The following is a 19,126-nucleotide window of genomic DNA, read 5'->3' on the forward strand; positions in this document are numbered from 1 at the left end:
TATTGATGACATTTTCACAATTGTATCGACTAGCTCGACCTCGTACCTTAACGGCTGCTTTTAGCCCCGTCATTTTGGGCGCTACCTTTGCTAGCACAATGCATCCCCAAGCACAAAGTACGGCTTTGAGTATATTCTATACGCTTTTAATTTTAATTTGTGTCATGAGTGCCCAAATCGCCGCTAATATTTGGAATGAATATTTTGATTTCAAATCAGGCCTTGATCTAAATCAAGCGGCTGGCAATAGTGGAACCATAGTACGAGAAGGCATTTCACCGCTTCAAGTTAAACGCTTAGGCTATATTTTTACCATCACCCCCATTATCTTAGGCATCATATTAGCCGCCCAAGTATCTTGGTGGCTTATTCCCGCTGGTACTGTCTGTATCTTAATTAGTCTCTTTTATTCAGGCGGACCTAAACCTATCTCTCGAACACCATACGGTGAATTAGCTTCTGGTGTTGCCATGGGCTTTGCTATTGTCTATATCACAGCCTATACCTGGACAGGCACTTTGTTTTGGGATTTCTTAATTCCTGCCATACCTTCCACTATTTTAATTGGGAACATCATGATGACTAATAATTTACGAGATTTCAGTAATGATAAAGCCCATGGACGTCGTACCTTAGTCATTCTCCTCGGCAAAGATGAAGGCATTCGCCTACTGCGAGCTTTGTTTGTATTCTGTGTTATTTGGCTACTGCTATGGGCCCTTTTAGACAAACTGCCTTATGCTACATTATTAGGCGCCCTTGCTTTGATCCCCGCTTTTAAAAGCTCGGTTATCTTAGCGCGCTACGCCGATGTAGTAAAAATGAATGAAGCCATGAAATTTACCTCCATTAGCGTAACCATATATCACGTATTAGTAAGTGTAGGTCTGTTAATTGGATAAAAAAATATAAAAGAGCTGTAACAAAGCGGCGGATAAACGCCATCTTTTGTTACAGCTCTTTTTGTAGATAAATCAGTGTTTGATGAATATTATTGTTTCAAATATTGTAATGCAAATTCGGCATATAAAGCACTGCCACTAGGCAATACATCTTCATCTACATCAAAATTTGATGCATGGTGCACACAACATATGCCTTTCTCTTTATTGCGTGCCCCTAGGAAAGCAAATACACCTGGTACATGTTCTAAATATACGGAAAAGTCTTCTGCGCCCATTTCCTTTATCATAGGAACTAAAGCCTCTTCGCCCATAACTGCAGCCGCGGCCTTGCGAGCTAAATCATTTAGCGGTATATGTTCATTAATAAGCGGTGCCGGACCAAACACATACTCACAAGCTACTTCACAGCCATAAATGCTAGCAGCCTGTGTCGCTATATTTTCTATTAAAGTAGGAAGTTTTTCACGCAGTTCTCGATTAAAAGCCCGCGTTGTCCCCACTAATTCAACTGTATCTGCTAGTGAATCAACGGCGTTACCACCATTCATTTGACACACACTAACCACTAAGGTATCCTCTACGGTTTTATACCGAGTAACTAAACTCTGTAAGGCCACAACAATAGCTGACGCGGCTAGAATGCCATCTGCACCCTGTTCAGGCAATGCTATATCAGCAGATGTGCTCTTTACTTTAATAGTGAAACGATCACTGCAAGCCATTCGTTCGCCATCATCAATATTTACAGTACCTGCCTCTAACAAACTCCAAATATGCATACCAAAGATAGCATTTACATCCTGCAACACACCGCGTTCTACATAGCGACGAGATTCAGTCCCCACTTCTTCTCCCATCTGAAATAATAGTTTAACAGTACCTGCTATTTTATCTTTTTGTGCCATCAATAAATTAGCGGCCCCCAACAACATCGCCGTATGACAATCATGCCCACAAGCATGCATAACACCCGCATTTTTTGAGGCGTATGCTACTTCATTACTCTCTTGAATCGGCAATGCATCAATATCAGCGCGTAGCATAATAGTAGGTCCTTCACTAGCCCCTTTTATAGTCCCTACGCAACCAGTAATGTCTGAAAAAGTCTGAACCTCTACACCAAGGGATTGTAACTCTTCAACAATATGTTTCGTCGTTTCTACTTCCATTTTACTTAATTCAGGATTGGCATGTAAGAAACGCCGTTGTTCTATAATATATGGTTTTATGGCTTCTGCCAATTGTCTCATGCTCATATATACTCCATTTAAATTCACTACGTCTACTCTAATGTGCTAATTCTATGCTTTCACCTGTACAACACCACGGCAGCCTAAACCTAAGGCAACTGAATTCACTAATTCTTTCAACTCTTTGAAAATCATCTCACCTTGGCTCTTATCTTGTGCTAATAATAAGCCCCCAATTAAAACTGAATCCGCAATAATATTAAATTGCTTACCCGCTTTAATAGTTCCTAAGTTTAGGGCTAATGGATTACGCGGATCATTAACGCGGCTCACTAAGGACTGACAAGCTAAGACAATTGAACTCGCTGCTAAAATAGCATCATGTCCCAAATGAGGTGTTGACGCATGTGCGGAGGACCCTGTAATTTCTATCTCAAACGTTATTCGTTCAGAAAATTTCATATATAACTCCTTACTTATAAAGACTTCTTTTCTTTAATGTATATGCCTTAAAACAATACTTATGGTAAATAAATATTGCCACCTGGTCCTAATGGCCAATTAAAGAGAACCCATACGGTAATCATGATAACCCATACAATCGTAAAGAAAAATGAATACGGAATCATATTCGCAATAACGGTACCCATCCCTGCATCCTTTTCATATTTACGAACAAAACCTAATACTAATGGGAAATAATAGAATAAAGGTGACAATGGATTCGTAATAGAATCACCAATACGATAGGCAATTTGAGTTAAGGCCGGATCATACCCAAGCATCATCATCATAGGAACCATAATAGGTGCTAAAATCGCCCACTTAGCGGATGCAGAGCCAATAAAAATATTAACTATACAAGATACTAAAATTAAACCAATAATCAATGGAATTCCTGTAAAATCCCATGCTTGTAACGTACCCGCTCCTTTAATCGCTAGTACAGCCCCTAAATTAGACCAGTTAAAGTAATTTGTAAATTGTGCACAAAAGAAACAAAGTAAGATATAAGAAGAAATATCCTTAAAAGCTAGCGAAATATCACCAAATAAATCTTTATCATTCTTATATTTTCCTGACGCAAAGCCATACACACAACCAGGCACAAATAAAATAATCGTTACCAATAAAATAATACCTTCCATGAATGGCGATTTCGCATCCATAATAGAACCTGTTTCAGGATTTCCTAATAATGGCCGTTCACCAATACATAATAAAGCTACCACAATAATTGTAACAAGTAGCGCCAATAAGCCCTTGTTAACCGCTTTACTTTTCGTTTCAGTTAATGTAATGGACTCAGCATCTAACTCATATTTATCTAAATTTTCATTAGAAAAACGAGGCGCCATAATTTTTTCTGTAACAAACGTCCCTGTAATACTTAATAAGATACAAGATGCCACTAAAAAGTAATAGTTAATCGCCGGCGACCCTACATACTCTGGATCTACAATATGAGCTGCTGCTTCGGTGAACCCATATGCTAGGGAGTCGGACATACCAAGTAACAAATTAGCTGCAAAGCCTGCCGCTACACTAGCATACGCCGTAAATACGCCTAATAGAGGATTTCGACCCATGCCTAAGAAAATAGCCCCTGCTACTGGAGGCAACACAACAAAGGCAGCATCGCCTGCAATATTGCCATTAATACCTACAAAAATGATAACAAACGTTACCATTGCTTTGGAGGCGTCTCCTAGCATTTTCTGCATAAAGGCCGATAAAAAGCCACTTTTTTCTGCAACGCCAGCACCGATAACAGCAACTAGTACCATACCTAACGGAGCAAAATTAGAGAAATTGCTAACTGCCTTAGACCAAATTTGTCTAAAGCCATCAACGGAAAGCAAATTAACAATCTTAATCACCTTTTGCGTGCCAGGATGAACAGCCTCCACCCCTAAGTTGCCTAATACTGCGGAAATTAAAATCGTTATAGCCGCTAAAATAATAAACAAGGATGCCGGATCCGGTAGTTTATTACCAACGGTTTCTACACCACTTAAAAATAATTCCATAACCGTTTTCTTACTTTTTATATTTGGTTCTGCCATTCTCTCTCCTCCTCTATGACATACAACATAAATATAAACATAAACATAAAAATAAAAATAAAAATCTAATCAAGACCTCGTACTACTCTACGATTTGTACTACTATTTTGATTAGATTCCCCTTTTGAGTTTATTTTTCTATAGAATAATACTACCATTACAGAACAGTCCATGTCAACGAAACACTATTACATCTTATGTGAACTCTATACCAATTACGCATACCTCGAACTTTCTAAAAAACAAAAAAGCCTTACTGTGAGTGATTACCCAAAATAAGGCTTTTACTATTCATAAAACACTGTATCTGAAACGACGCCCCCAATTAGTCGTCCCAGTCCTTTTCTTGATTAGCCATCGAAAAACCTTCTTGGTTATTCATAGAATATCCATCCGTTCGTTCATAATCGATAGTCATATCATATTCTTTAACAGTTTGTGCCAAGCGTTTCACTAAGCCCCATGGAGTTTCAAGGGATAACTTAGCCTCTTCACCGACAAGGACCCACAAAATTTTATAATGCTTAGGCGCAACTTTTAAATGCTTTTCCCCTTTACCATCGGTAAAATAAATGACTAAGTCTGCTTGTAAATCATTGGCATATGCCACTACTGGTGTAAATAATGTGCTCCCACGAGCCGTTACACGAGGTTCTACATCTTGAATTTTCTTCACTGTATAAGTGCGTCGAATAATACTATCACACTCTACTACAGTAATTTCAAAGTCATAACTCTTTGTAATTTCAAGCACTTCTAGCATAGCTTGACGAAAGGCCCCATCTGTAATACTACCGCTACAATCTAAAGCTACTACAATTTTAGCACGCCGTTTTCGCAACGTACCACGTAACTCTAAACGCTCTGGCTGACGACGACTACGACGCGTGGTCGTTTTACGATGGCCATAAGCGACTGAGCCAATAAGGCGTTTCAAATAAACTGACCAAGGCAAACTAGCACGATGTTGCTTCATTTCACTAAGTAACCCCGCCAAATATCCTGGCAAATCACCTTTAGTTGAATTATCAACCACCTTATCAGTCAATTGCTGCTGTGAATCCCCATCCACTTGATCAGACTCAGCCCAAATATCATGACTTTTCGCTGCATCAAAAGAATCAGATACATCAGTAGATCTCATGGGCACATCACTTAAACCATCTTCCACTTCTGTAGCACCGTCCGTTTCACGCGCCATATCAATATGGGCTTGAATCTCATCTACATAATATTCCAATGGCTTAAAAGCTACTACATGAGTGCCAAAATTTTTATTTAACCATTTTACATCAATAGCCCCTGGTGGCAACGGTTCAATATAGTTATTCACCACAATATCCATAGCTAGGTTGATAGCTAAAGGTGTATACCGCTCATAGAGCCGCTTAGCACGAATGAGGTGCAAGGAAATAACATGCAAAATTTCATGCTTAATAGAACTCATCATTTGAGCCGGTGTCATATCAAGGAATATGAGAGGATTAAAGTACATAACATAACGACTACCTTTAAAATTAATCCCCGTGCCACTAGTCATAGTAAAGCGAATTTCCTGTCCTACCTGTAAAAAGAAATAGCCATAAAAAGAATCATTTTCAATTAATCGTAAATTTAATTTTGAAACGAATTTTAAAAATCGCTGTTTAAAATCTTCACTAGCTTCTAAATCAACCATGCCCACAGCTAAATCGCGTTTGCCTGCGGCTAATGCAGCGGCTTCTGTAATCGCATACCCAATAGAATTTGTATAGGCATTATCTTTAATCTCTTGAGCCCGCTGTAGCGCGTCTCGCTCTTGTTGCCAAGCTGTTACAATCTGCTTTGCTTCATTTAACAAAGCAACTCTTGTAGCTTCTAAAGGATCATTTGACGTAGGTGTGACAGTAACCACAGAATCCCGGCGAGTAACAATATCAATTTCACTATTAATAGACATTATAAACTCCGTTGTAAATCAAAAAAGGTATTTACAAAGTCATCACTTTTAATGGCTTCTGCATAAAACTTAGGAAAATTATTACGAATATCTTTCATTACTGCCATTTGCAAATCTTCTGGATACTGCTGCATGAATGTCATGAAGCGTCTCATTAAATCTTGTGCTGTTTTTTCATCCACAAATAACTGATGGGCCCGTAATTCCATATGTCTCATTAAATTTTTAGCAGTCAAATACAAACGAGTATGACTTTCTTTTTGCAAACGAGCAACAATGCCTTCCTCCAAAGTTTCGCCACTAAATACCTCATCAAAAGTAATCAATGGCTCATGATCAGCGGCAACAAAGCTCACAAACTCTTGTGCAATTACTTTACCCACATTACCACGAATAACATTAAAGAATACATCTTTTCCAACGGCATCTGGATTTTCTTTATACATGGCATATAAAGCAGACACACGCTCATAACTACGAGGGGTAGCATAAATATCGTCTTCGTTCATCTTATGCAAATATTCAGGATACGTACTAATGAATTCCATTACCATTGGTTCTAATTTAACTTCAGCCGCCCAATCAAGCCATTGCATATAATCTGGTTCCATTTGAAGCCATACAAAACGGTTCTGCTGTGCCACATCCATCTCTACTGTCTGATAATCATAACTATTAGTAGGATTCATGGCCGCTACAATATGAACATCTTTCCCTAACGTAAAACCATTAATTTCACGATTCAAGATTAAATTCATTAATTCTTGTTGTACCGCATGTTCACAGCGGTTAATTTCATCTATAAATAATAATACTGTGCGTCCTGCGGCTAATTCATCAGCAATCGTTTTTAATTTATAATGAATCGCATAAACGGTTACTTTTTCAGTAGCCATAGTGCCATCATCCAATTGACGAACAAAACTATCTACCGTAGGTAAGCCACCGATTTCCCCTTCTTTTAACAAATTCCCATCAATAGTCACCAACGCCCAATCTTTTTGAACAGCTAATTTATGAGCTAAAGAGGTTTTACCAATCCCGGTTTCACCAATCAACAACGGTACTTGACCTGCTGCCAACACTAATTCTACACTTTTCATTGTTTCAACAAAATTCATATATACTATCCTTCTTACCTTACTTTATTTTACTATTCTGTATTTTAATACTCTATTTTTATACGTTACTCTTTTTATAGTCTACTATTAAAACTTCAACAATTCATCAACCGCAACCCGTCGAGCTTTTTGACTACCATATTTATCAATCAAGCCTACTACATCCGCTTCAAAGCCTTTATTATGTTTACCAATATACGTACAGTTTATTAAATCTCGCACATATTGCTCAGTCGTGTTTTCATCAGCTAATACCACTTTTAAAGTTTCCTCTAAATAAATAGGTGGAATCATATAACCCGCTGGTAAATATTTAGTAATTAAGCTACTAATTGTAATGAAATGCAAAGCCTGATCAACCGTTACCTCCCCTAACAAACGAACAGCTTGAGGATCTAACGCTACGGCTAAATCAATAGCTGCTGCCGTAGGCTCTTTAATATAACTTAAGGCCTGATAATTTTGCTTAACCGCCGCTAATTGCACCGCTTCTGAGGGACTTTCAATAAATTTAATAGCATCATAATTAGAGGCCACTGCTTCCAACTGCAATTCCTCACTAGGGTTCTTTAAATATTGAATGGCCCAACCTGATTGTGCTAAGGCTATACGAATTAATCCTTCATCAGGATTATCAATAAGTTCTAAATTATTCCACCCTTTTGAAACTACGAGTTCTAACAATTCGCGGGATGGATTTTTAATGTATTGAATGGCGCGTGGCGCATTAGTCATCGCAATATCCACCATTTCAGGTGTAGGGTCTTTGATATATTGTAGTACCATGCCATTTTTGCGAAGTGCTGTCAATTTCATTTCCTCTGTAGGATTATCTATTTGTGCAATCGCATATGGATTGATACTTACAATACGTAAATTCTTTTCGTTATCCATGTGACTTCCTTACTCACTATTACTTGCATTTTAATTGCATTCTATTATATTGAATAATTTCGTTTATATGTATATGATACCATTTCTCAATGATTTTGTCGTTAAAAAATTATAAATAACAAAAAGAGCCCCCTCGGCCAATTGACCGAAGGGGCTCCTTCCCATTATATATACGGACTAGCGAGAATGTCCGTCACCAGTCAGCTCTTATTTTGTAGCTGCTGCGTAATGTTTATTTACTTGATCCCAGTTTACTAAGTTCCAGAAAGCTGTTACATAGTCAGGACGAGCATTCTTATATTTTAAATAATATGCATGTTCCCATACATCAAGGCCCAACACAGGTGTTTTACCTTCAGTTAATGGAGAATCCTGATTAGGTGTAGAAACAATCTCTAATTTACCATTGTTAACTACTAACCATGCCCAGCCAGAACCAAAACGACCTGCAGCCGCTTTGCCAAACTCAGCTTTAAAGTTTTCAAAGCTACCAAATGCTTCATCAATTGCACCAGCAATAGCACCAGTAGGGTTACCGCCAGCATTTGGAGCTAAAATGTTCCAGAAGAATGTGTGGTTCGCATGGCCGCCACCATTATTGCGCACAGCTGTACGAATATCTTCTGGCACTGCGTTCAAATCAGTAATTAACGCTTCTACGTCTTTTTCACCCAATTCTGGATGTTTTTCAATCGCAGCGTTTAAGTTCACAACATATGTGTTGTGGTGTTTATCATGATGAAAATGCATTGTTTCTGCATCAATATGCGGTTCTAAAGCTTCATAAGCGTATGGTAATTCTGGTAATGTGTATGCCATAAAAATACCTCCTCCCCCATATTGGGGTAAACATAATGTAGGATTCTTTATTATCCTACTCATATACATAACATATTAAAAATATTTGAAGTAAGTTTCAAAAACTAAATTCATATTTTTCTATCTTTCGATATATTAATGATAACATTTTTCATTTAGTTTGTCTATAACTAGTTTTAAAAATATCGATTTATTTTTCATAAAAAGAGTCATCTTCTAAAAATAGGTGAATAAATTATATATTTTACAAACATATTTAATGTCGATAACTATTGTGTTCCATGAAAGCTAAAACAATAATAATTCAAAATTTATAAACTCCTATCATTTCAGTATATATAGCAGATAAATACTGATTATAATTGGTCTATTAAAACATTTATAGGCAGAAAATCTTCTTTGTGCGAACAAAATAATCCATTCAGACAAACTTAAACTCAAACCTATAATCCCCTCTTACATAAATTATACAAAATCTAAACATAGATATTTAAATTTCAAATTATAAAACTTCTTCATTTCTTCATCTTTTATTTTTAGCATAGATTAAATCGAAAAATAATATCATTACAAATATTGAATTACTTATCAATACAGTATACACTTAAAGTATCTTAAACATTCTTTATTTCCTTAATGGAGGTGCTATAATGCAACATACTGCATGGAAAGGCTTCATTACAGGTGTATGGGATAAAGCCATCGATGTACGTGACTTTATCCAACGTAACTATAACCCCTATGTAGGGGACGACTCATTCCTAGTAGGTCCAACCGAACGGACACAACAACTCTGGCAAGAAGTATTACGCCTTTACGAAGAAGAAAAAGCTAAAGGTGGCGTACTCGACGCCGATACTGATGTAGCAACAGCAGTATCTTCCCATGGCCCAGGCTATATTATTAAAGACCTAGAGCAAATTGTAGGCCTACAAACAGACAAACCGTTAAAACGGGCTATGTTCCCTTATGGTGGCTTACGCACAGCCAAAATGGCCCTCAAAGAATACGGCTTTGACATGAATCCACAGCTGGAAGATTTCTTCCACAAACATCGAAAAACTCACAACGACGGCGTATTTGATGTGTATACGCCAGAAATGCGGGCTGCTCGTTCAGCTCATATTATTACAGGCCTACCAGACGCTTACAGCCGTGGCCGTATTATTGGCGACTATCGTCGTATTGCCTTATACGGGGTTGATCGCTTAATCGAGGAAAAAGAAAAAGAGTTTTCCATCACCATGGGCGACATGACCGCCACATTAATTCGTGACCGCGAAGAAATCCGTGATCAAATTCGTTCCTTAAAAGAACTAAAAGAAATGGCTGCTTCTTATGGCTTTGATATTAGCCATCCAGCCAAAGATACGAAAGAAGCCATTCAGTGGTTGTATTTTGGTTATTTAGGAGCCATCAAAGAGCAGAATGGCGCTGCTATGTCAATTGGCCGTAACACCGTTTTCTTAGATATCTATGCAGAACGAGACTTACAAACAGGCCATTATACAGAAGAAGAAATTCAAGAAATGGTCGACCATTTCATCATGAAGCTTCGCATGGTCCGCTTCGCACGTATCATTGAATACAATAACCTCTTTACAGGCGATCCTGTTTGGACTACTGAATCCATCGGCGGTATGGGATCTGATGGTCGTCCATTAGTATCTAAAATGGCCTTCCGCTATCTTCACACCTTAACTAACCTAGGACCTGCACCAGAGCCAAACTTAACAGTCCTCTGGTCCCCTCGTTTACCAGACGGTTTCAAACGCTTCTGTGCTAAATTGTCTATTGAAACCTCTTCTATTCAGTATGAGAACGATGAATTAATGCGACCTAACAGCGGTGATGATTACGCCATTGCGTGCTGTGTTTCACCAATGCGTATCGGTAAGGAAATGCAGTTCTTTGGTGCTCGTTGTAACCTTGCTAAATGCTTGCTTTACGCCATCAATGGAGGTATTGATGAAAAGCTAAAGAAACAAATAGGTCCAAAATATCGCTCTATTACCTCTGAATATCTTGAATTTGACGAAGTAATGGAACGATTCGATGATATGATGGAATGGCTCGCTGGCGTATATGTGAATGCTCTCAATATCATTCACTATATGCACGATAAATACGCCTATGAAAAATTGGAAATGGCCCTCCATGACCGCAAAGTAACGCGCTGGTTCGCCACTGGGATTGCTGGTCTTTCAGTAGTTGCCGATTCCTTATCGGCTATTAAACATGCAAAAGTAAAACCAATTCGCGATGAAAATGGTATTGCTGTGGATTTTGAAATCACTGGCTACTTCCCTAAATATGGTAATGATGATGACCGCGTTGATGATTTAGCCGCTACAGTTGTATCGGCCTTTATGAATAAAATTCGTAAACATCCTACATACCGTGAAAGCATCCCAACTATGTCCCTCTTAACTATTACATCTAATGTAGTATATGGGAATGCCACAGGTAGCACTCCAGACGGACGTAAACAAGGTATGCCATTTGCACCAGGGGCTAATCCAATGCACGGCCGCGATTCACATGGCGCCGTTTCTTCTATGGCTTCCGTCGCGAAAATGCCTTGGCGTGATTGTAGTGATGGTATTTCCAATACATTCTCCATTATTCCTGATGCACTCGGTAAAAATGGGGAAACTATGATTCGCATGAGCGATTTAGACATTGATTTAGATCTTGATTCCATTTTACAAAGCGATTTACCTACCGACTTACCTGTTAATAATGAAAACTTAGCGTGCCGTGAGCCCAATGTTTCCATCGCTGAAAAGGAGGACAAATAATATGAGCAACCAACAACAAATTGACAATTTAGTAGAATTATTAGATGGTTATTCTGAAAAAGGTGGCCACCATCTTAACGTAAATGTATTTGACCGTGAAATGCTTCGCGATGCCCAACAACATCCTGAAAAATATCCACAACTTACAGTTCGTGTATCAGGCTACGCTGTACATTTCAACAAATTAACAAAACAGCAACAGGATGAAGTTATTTCCCGTACATTCCACGAACAAATGTAATAAATCCCCCTCCTCGCTGTAATATATAGCATAATAGGCTCCCCATTACGAGGAGCCTATTATCTTATTTTTAGAAAGGTAAACTATGATTGGACGAATTCACTCACTAGAAACTATGGGCACTGTTGACGGCCCTGGGGTACGTATGGTTCTATTTTTACAGGGCTGCCCTTTACGCTGTGCGTATTGCCACAATCCTGATACTTGGGATGCGCAGCAAGGTACAAATATAACCATCAAAGAAGTATGGGCACAATTTGAACGAAATCAAAGTTTCTATAAAAATGGTGGCCTTACCGTAACTGGTGGCGAAGCCCTAATGCAATTACCTTTTGTTATTGAATTATTCAAATATTTTAGAGCCCGTGGCGTGCACACCTGCCTTGATACAAGCGGCATCTATTTCGAAGAGAGCCAACGAGCAGCCTATGAAACTCTCATGTCCGTTACCAGTCTCGTTATTTTGGATATCAAAGAAATCGACGATACGAAACACAGAGAACTAACAGGCCAAAGCAATCAACAAATCTTACAATTTGCTCAGTTTATTGATGAACACCATGTACCAATTTGGATTCGCCATGTAGTAGTCCCTACAATTACAGATAATGCAGATCGTTGGTATCGTCTCGGTTTCTTTATTGGCCGTCTGAAAAACTTAGAAACTATAGACTGCCTCCCTTATCATGTAATGGGCCAAGCAAAATATAAAGAACTCGGCATTACCTATCGCTTAGACGGTATCCCACCTGCTAGCAAAGTATTAGCTAGTAAAGCCTCGGCTATTGTTTTAGAAGGTATCAAAGCCTATCGTAGACATTGGTGGAGTCCCTTACAATCTCCCTCTATCTAAATAAATACTTATAGTAAATCAAAGAAGAAATACTTCTCCCCTCCATACTACGACTTTGGCCAAAAGAGGATTGAAAGAAAAACCAACATAAATGACTAATGCTTCTCAGCCCTTATAAGCCAAGATTTAGTAATAATTGCCCTACATGTTCTTTGGCTTTTACACCACGATAAATATGAGTAAGAATGCCTTTTTCATCAATGACAAAAGTAGAGCGTTCAATACCAATTGATACTTTGCCATATAATTTTTTCTCTTTCATAACACCATAGGCATTACATAAAGTTTCTTCCGTATCAGCCAGTAAATCAAATTGCAAATCATATTTAGCTTTAAAATTAACATGACGTTTTACTGTATCTCGACTTACGCCAAGCACAACATAGCCTGCCTTTTTTAATGTTTCATAGGCCTCGTTAAATTGTTGTGCCTCTACAGAACAACCAGGTGTATTATCTTTAGGATAGAAGTACAAAATCACCTTTTGTCCCATTAATTCTTTTAAGCTAACAACTTCATTAGCATCATTCACAATTGAAAATTCAGGTGCTTTATCACCGACTTTTAAGTCTGCCATACATATCACTCCTTACATAGTTCATATCTTTTATTCCCAATTCAGTGCTTTTAACTATAGCCTTAATGATTAATTGTTGTACATATTATCATGTATGAAAAGGCTATTTTGTTCAGCTAGACTGATTGAGAATAGCTACTATTTATTATACTACGGGAGTAATAGAACTACCATACACATCTCTAAAATCATTTTCTTGTTTATTCATTTTGCTATTAACTCTAACTCGCTCAATTTTATGCCGATCATTATCTGCACCAGAAATGCGGTCAATTCTAACTCGATCCAAACTTAATTCACGTAGTTCATAATCAAATTCATTCACCAGCTGTTTCATTTCCACATCCATATGAGCTCCATTTTCCATAGCTCGATAAATAATAGCAGCAAATTCATAGCGCGTCATAGTTTTTTCACCCTTAAAAGTTCCGTCAGGATATCCAACTAAAAGACCTTTCTCTGCTAAAGTTTTTACATATTCATAAGCCCAATGCTGTTCTGGTACATCTTCAAAAAATACACCTTTAGTATTATATTGCTGCCCAGTAAAATTATTCAGTTGCTGTCGCAACGACTCAATCTGTTTATGTTGTGCTTTTACAATTGTTTTTAAGTCCTCTAAATCTTTAGCTATAGCTACTCGTGTATTAGTTACAGTACTCTTTTGGCCAAACTTCAAACTAATACTTGCATTAACCATATTTTCGCCATTTCCCATAGATCCAGCTATACTAAACATAGTATCTTCATTTGGTCGATAAAAGCTCCCTATTGCTATAGCATCAGCATTATTATAATTGCCATATCCTGCTGAAAATGTCCACTTATCATCAGGATCAAAATCCAATGGATGTAAGCCTGCTAATGCTGCCGCCCCAGCACCTACTTTATTAATTTTAGAATCTAAATGATTCACACGAGCATTAACATTATGTATTGCTTGTCGATTATTTTCAATATTAACAGTATTCTGAGTAATACGATTACTATTATTCTCTATTTTTAAAGTATTTTCTTTAATTCCTTTACTGTTTTTATCTATTTGTACTATATTTTCTTTAATCTGTGTGCTATTATTATCAATTTTCGTTATATTTTCTTTTACAGTTTCACTGACTATATTAATATCCTTACTATTCTTTTTAACATTATTTTGTAATTCATCTGATACTTTTATAGTATAGTTATGATTTTCATCATCACTAACTACTACTGAATCATCACCAGCACTAACTGTAGTAATCGTATCACTATCTACAATCGGCTTATTTTCTAACACAGTAATTCTATCTTCGTTAGACGTAATTTGTAATTGTAAATCCTCAACATCTTTTTTGCTTACATCAGCCGAAATAGTGTATGTAGTTGTATTGCCTTTCACTTCAGGTTTAATAGTTATATTATCTCCAGCTTTAACAATTGTATTCGTTACACTATTAGCGACAGCCTTTAATTGAGCTACATTAACAGCATCACTATTTTCTGTTCCGGCCGCCACATTTATAATTTGACGGCTTCCACTCTCATTACCAATAGAAATAGCAGCTAAGTCACCTTTCACCGTATTACGAATCTCATCTAAATCCGCAGACTTAGCAAACTCGAATCCATATACAGAGTTATTAACTACCGAAGCTTCACTAGCTACTGTAGCATTAAGTATAAAATTACGATTAGCCACCGAGTTAGAACCTAACGCTACAGCATTATCAACGACAATAGCCGTTGCTTTATTTCCAATAGCTACATTAGAAGATTTATCAGCACTTGCATTTGTACCTAATGCAATCGTGTTATAACCTAACGCATGAGCAGTATGCCCCATAGCAAGGGCATGATCATAAGCCTTTGTATCCCAGCCACCAATAGAAATACCGAATCCTTTTGCTTCAGCATCAAGTCCTAACGCAATAGCCGATTGGCCACTCACATTAGCTCTATAACCTATGCCAATACCGCTATTCGCAGAATTCAAATTCACACTATGTCCAATAACTACCGCAGCACCACTATTATTTATTATATTATTATTCCCAAATACAGCTAATGCCTCACTACTACCTAACTTGCCTTTTATACTATTACCATTCCCCATCATAACTGACTTAAATAGCTCTGTAGTATTACCAGTACCAACTAAAATGGCATTACTTACACCTATGGAAGCTTTATTACTCACACCTACTGCCACTGAAGAATTCCCCTTTAATTCATTTTCTATACCTACAGCAGTATCATTAAACTTCGTAATTTTATTTTTATAACCAATGGCCGTTGCTTGACTAATATCCTGTTCATTATCAAATTCCACACTATTTTCAGTCCCATATATCGTAGCATTATTTACTATATTGACATCATTATCACTATTAAGCCCCGCACTATTTACATTATTTTTATATCCTACAACAGTACTAGTCTGTGTATATGCACTAACCTTATTATTTTCACCGCTTACATATGTAGTTTCTTGAACTGCATATGAATAAGGTATAGAATATCCCATAGTTAATACTGTTATTAATGTTCCTACTACTTTCTTATTTCTCATGCAAACCTCCAACCAACACACAAACAAAACTAATAATATAAATATTATCATATTTTAAAATATACAACAATTTTCAAATATAACTTATTTTATAAATTTCAAAATAATCACTAAACAAATACTAAACACAAAAAAAGAGCAATGTTTTTATTCATTGCTCTTGTAAATTTACTTATGTATTAAATGTTAATTCTTTACTCTTCCACAATATCATAAAGCTTTTTAAATATTTCTGGGTCACAAGGATATTCTTCACCATTAACACCTCTAATAACCCAATCACCAGGATTAGTTCTTACTACACCATTTAATGTCAATAAATATCTAGTCCCCTCTTCTCGAATTGCCGTTAGCTTATTAGGTTTATGACGAATAATCGTAGCTTTCTCACTATAACCCTTCTCATCATAATATAAAGCATGAGCTTCCGAAGCACAAAATTCCACTAGTATTTCTGAAATTATAATAGGATTTTGTTTTGATTTACACGTTTCAACTATATATCTTGCAAACTGCGGGTCAAAATTCAATTCTAATGGAACTTCATTGGTAGAGGGTTCTTCTTTATACACCTTTATTTGTAATAAGGTACTATCTATAACCAACCAACGATAGCCTAATTTATAAGCCCCAGCCAAAACACTAGCTAAATTTTCCTTTTCAGTCATCAGTTTCTCCTTTATAAAATGAAAGGACGGCAAATGCCGTCCCTATCTTATATTATACTTGCGATTGCCAATCTGCTGGATATGTAACATATACAAATCTAGCTTTTCCTTTTACAGAAAATTGAATCGGACTCCCCTTAGGAATTAATACTATTTCACCAGGTCCCGCTGTAATTGTTTCACCATTAATAATAATACTTAACTCTCCGGAAATAATATAATCAATTTCATCATAATTTAAAGTCCAATCAAATGTAGTGTCTTCCATAACCATAAGGCCACAACCTAATCTAGGACTTTCATCTAATGAAAATAAATCTTTAGTATATACCTTATCATTAGGATTACCCGTATCAAGACGGTCTGCTTCGGTTACATCAATTTGAGGTAGTTTTACAACCCCAACACCACTATTTGATATGTGTTTAGTCGCCATTAGTTTTTCAGTTACTATTTGACGAACTAAACTTTCAATCATATCGCGTGTCATATTACCCATTATATACTCCTTATTTTTTAGCTTTAGCCACAATATGTTTAGACATAAACATCGCTACTAAAATTGCAGTTACACCTGCAACAAGCTTACCTACAATCATTGGGAATATCATCTCTTTGGCTACACCTGCAGTAAAACCTAAGTGATCACCTAATACAAATGAAGCAGATACAGCAAATGCAACATTTAATATTTTACCACGAGTATCCATATCTTTTAGCATTTGAAACATTGGAATATTATTGGCTAAGGTCGCCACCATACCAGCAGCTGCAACTTCATTCATCCCTAAAGCAGCCCCCATTTTTAATAAAGGCTTATTAAATACTTTAGTAATAAAAGCAACTAAACAGAACGCACCTGCTAATGTTAATGCAATCCCACCAACAATCTCAATACCTTCTGTAACTGGAGCAATCCCTTCTATTACAGTAATACCAACTAATAATTGCAAAGCACCTAAAATAAGACCTAAAACAGCAACAATAACTACACCTTGACCAAATATAGTAAAACATTTAATCATTGTTTCTGGAATCATCCATAGCCCTAAAATTACAAGTAACGCAAAAATAACAATAGGAATTAAATTAACTAAAATCATGCTTAAATTCATGCCCGCTACAAGACCACCTGCCAAACATCCCAAGGGAATTGTAACGATACCACATAAAACACCTGTAGCCAAGTACTGATGATCTTCTTTATCAATAATTCCTAAGGCTACCGGAATAGTAAAGACAATAGTAGGTCCCATCATAGCGCCTAAAATTGTACCTGCAAACAGCCCCGCTTCTGGGGTTAAAGCCATCTGCTGAGCTAAAGCAAATCCACCCATATCATTCGCCAATAATGTTGTTGCAAACATAGAAGGATCAGCGCCTAACATAGCATAAACAGGTACTACAATAGGGCTTAACACTTGAGCTAAAATAGGTGCTATCGTAATAATACCAACCATTGACATTGCTAATGCACCCATAGCCATAATGCCTTCTTCAAACTTTTCACCTAAACCAAGCTTATTGCCAATACATTTATCTAAGCCCCCTATAATCATAAAAAGGACCATGATATACATAATAATTTCATTAATACTCATAGTTGTATCTCCTAACCATCTGTATCAATTGAGTCAATAACACCCACAATCATTGCATCAATTGGCGTATTCATATTCTCGGCTGATATTCTAGCTGCTTCACCTAATGCCACCAGTACAGTATCACCTATACCAGCACCAGCATTATCAGCTGCTACAAATGAATCTTTTTCAGTTATGCCATCAGCCTCTAAAGCCCTAACAATCATGAATTTCCAACCATTTAATTTATCATCTTTTCGAGTAGACCACAAGCTACCAATAACCTTAGCGACTAACACAATATCACTCCTTATAGTTTTAAATCATGTTCTCGCATATAATCACGAGCTAATGGGGTTAATCTCGCACCAATTGGCATTTTTTCACCATTTTGTTGTAGCTGAACTAACTTAGCTACTGTAATAAATATTGACTTACTACTTTTTATCGGCTGTGATATCTTAGAGTCTTTCTTCTTCAGTCTACTACAAACCTCTGTGCCAAATTGAATTCCATAACTTTCACAAGCATGTACAATTTCTCGCCACTGTTGTTTTAAAGCATATGGAAGGCGCTCTATATGAGTCGGCATTACAGGCCTTTGTTTGACAACTACAGGCTTTCCTTCTAAAATACACTGTATAATTTGCTTACTTTTTTCTGAATGAGGCATAAGGTACGCCACCTCACTCAGCTCCTCTAAAGTTAATTCATCGATGACTAAATCAGAGCTATTAGAATTTGTTGAATTACCCTTTGAAGTAGCCCCTATCATCATATGCATAGCCTCTGAGGACGGGTTCGATTTAAATACTTGATTTAAATTAGCATCTTTTTCACTGGCTACATATTGATTCCAAATTTTATCAGTAATAGTTTGGATGATAGATTCTAACTCACTTGTTTTCATAAACCACC

Annotated in this window: 18 protein-coding genes; 4 read left to right on the forward strand and 14 right to left on the reverse strand. The window is 37.0% G+C overall.

What is annotated here, in order from left to right; genetic code table 11:
- Positions 1-5 precede the first annotated feature (5 nt).
- Entirely contained in the window at positions 6-902 is an 897-nt protein-coding gene (locus NFR44_RS06980) for a prenyltransferase (RefSeq protein ID WP_251442783.1), read from the forward strand.
- 89 nt (positions 903-991) lie between these two features.
- Here the strand turns inward: NFR44_RS06980 and NFR44_RS06985 are convergent, their stop codons facing one another.
- The 7 genes from NFR44_RS06985 to NFR44_RS07015 form a co-directional block, all read right to left on the reverse strand.
- Positions 992-2,161 carry a M20 metallopeptidase family protein gene (locus NFR44_RS06985; RefSeq protein WP_251442786.1) on the reverse strand — a complete coding sequence of 390 codons (1,170 nt, stop codon included), beginning with the start codon at positions 2,159-2,161 and terminating at the stop codon, positions 992-994.
- A 45-nt stretch (positions 2,162-2,206) separates the two neighbouring features.
- On the reverse strand, positions 2,207-2,557 hold the full coding sequence (locus NFR44_RS06990) for a peptidase dimerization domain-containing protein (RefSeq protein WP_251442788.1): 351 nt from the start codon (positions 2,555-2,557) through the stop codon (positions 2,207-2,209).
- A 59-nt stretch (positions 2,558-2,616) separates the two neighbouring features.
- Positions 2,617-4,161, reverse strand: coding sequence for an AbgT family transporter (locus tag NFR44_RS06995; protein ID WP_251442790.1), 1,545 nt, complete (start codon positions 4,159-4,161; stop codon positions 2,617-2,619).
- A 325-nt stretch (positions 4,162-4,486) separates the two neighbouring features.
- On the reverse strand, positions 4,487-6,100 hold the full coding sequence (locus tag NFR44_RS07000; protein WP_251442792.1) for a vWA domain-containing protein: 1,614 nt from the start codon (positions 6,098-6,100) through the stop codon (positions 4,487-4,489).
- Entirely contained in the window at positions 6,100-7,221 is a 1,122-nt protein-coding gene (locus NFR44_RS07005) for an AAA family ATPase (RefSeq protein ID WP_251442794.1), read from the reverse strand. The genes NFR44_RS07000 and NFR44_RS07005 overlap by 1 nt, the downstream gene beginning before the upstream one ends.
- Positions 7,222-7,308: 87 nt before the next feature.
- Positions 7,309-8,115, reverse strand: coding sequence for a hypothetical protein (locus NFR44_RS07010; RefSeq protein WP_251442796.1), 807 nt, complete (start codon positions 8,113-8,115; stop codon positions 7,309-7,311).
- 207 nt (positions 8,116-8,322) lie between these two features.
- Positions 8,323-8,934 (reverse strand): superoxide dismutase, encoded by a 612-nt coding sequence (locus NFR44_RS07015; protein ID WP_251442811.1) that lies wholly within the window; start codon positions 8,932-8,934, stop codon positions 8,323-8,325.
- Between the two features lie 650 nt (positions 8,935-9,584).
- Between NFR44_RS07015 and pflB the strand changes: the two genes are divergently transcribed.
- The 3 genes from pflB to pflA all read left to right on the forward strand — a co-directional run bounded on the left by pflB (position 9,585) and on the right by pflA (position 12,829).
- The gene (pflB, locus tag NFR44_RS07020; RefSeq protein ID WP_251442814.1) at positions 9,585-11,735 is read left to right on the forward strand and encodes a formate C-acetyltransferase; all 2,151 of its coding nucleotides are present in this window, start codon (positions 9,585-9,587) and stop codon (positions 11,733-11,735) included.
- A 1-nt stretch (position 11,736) separates the two neighbouring features.
- On the forward strand, positions 11,737-11,976 hold the full coding sequence (grcA3, locus tag NFR44_RS07025) for an autonomous glycyl radical cofactor GrcA3 (RefSeq protein ID WP_115310840.1): 240 nt from the start codon (positions 11,737-11,739) through the stop codon (positions 11,974-11,976).
- A gap of 85 nt (positions 11,977-12,061) precedes the next feature.
- Positions 12,062-12,829 carry a pyruvate formate-lyase-activating protein gene (gene pflA / locus NFR44_RS07030; RefSeq protein WP_251442817.1) on the forward strand — a complete coding sequence of 256 codons (768 nt, stop codon included), beginning with the start codon at positions 12,062-12,064 and terminating at the stop codon, positions 12,827-12,829.
- Between the two features lie 112 nt (positions 12,830-12,941).
- Here pflA and bcp read toward each other — a convergent pair whose 3' ends face one another.
- From bcp to NFR44_RS07065, 7 genes are all read right to left on the reverse strand, one after another.
- The gene (gene bcp, locus NFR44_RS07035) at positions 12,942-13,406 is read right to left on the reverse strand and encodes a thioredoxin-dependent thiol peroxidase (protein WP_251442820.1); all 465 of its coding nucleotides are present in this window, start codon (positions 13,404-13,406) and stop codon (positions 12,942-12,944) included.
- Between the two features lie 145 nt (positions 13,407-13,551).
- Positions 13,552-15,957 (reverse strand): S-layer homology domain-containing protein, encoded by a 2,406-nt coding sequence (locus tag NFR44_RS07040; RefSeq protein WP_251442823.1) that lies wholly within the window; start codon positions 15,955-15,957, stop codon positions 13,552-13,554.
- A 194-nt stretch (positions 15,958-16,151) separates the two neighbouring features.
- On the reverse strand, positions 16,152-16,625 hold the full coding sequence (locus tag NFR44_RS07045) for a hypothetical protein (protein ID WP_251442824.1): 474 nt from the start codon (positions 16,623-16,625) through the stop codon (positions 16,152-16,154).
- Positions 16,626-16,677: 52 nt separating this feature from the next.
- On the reverse strand, positions 16,678-17,124 hold the full coding sequence (locus NFR44_RS07050) for a EutQ-related cupin domain-containing protein (protein ID WP_251442826.1): 447 nt from the start codon (positions 17,122-17,124) through the stop codon (positions 16,678-16,680).
- A 10-nt stretch (positions 17,125-17,134) separates the two neighbouring features.
- Positions 17,135-18,226: an ethanolamine utilization protein EutH gene (gene eutH, locus NFR44_RS07055; protein WP_251442828.1), complete on the reverse strand. Its 1,092-nt coding sequence runs from the start codon at positions 18,224-18,226 to the stop codon at positions 17,135-17,137.
- Positions 18,227-18,237: 11 nt separating this feature from the next.
- Positions 18,238-18,507: a EutN/CcmL family microcompartment protein gene (locus tag NFR44_RS07060; protein WP_251442830.1), complete on the reverse strand. Its 270-nt coding sequence runs from the start codon at positions 18,505-18,507 to the stop codon at positions 18,238-18,240.
- 11 nt (positions 18,508-18,518) lie between these two features.
- Positions 18,519-19,118, reverse strand: coding sequence for a hypothetical protein (locus NFR44_RS07065; protein ID WP_251442832.1), 600 nt, complete (start codon positions 19,116-19,118; stop codon positions 18,519-18,521).
- Positions 19,119-19,126 lie beyond the last annotated feature (8 nt).

It is taken from the genome of Veillonella intestinalis, assembly GCF_943193155.1.
In the GTDB taxonomy this organism is placed as follows: Bacteria; Bacillota; Negativicutes; order Veillonellales; family Veillonellaceae; genus Veillonella_A; species Veillonella_A intestinalis.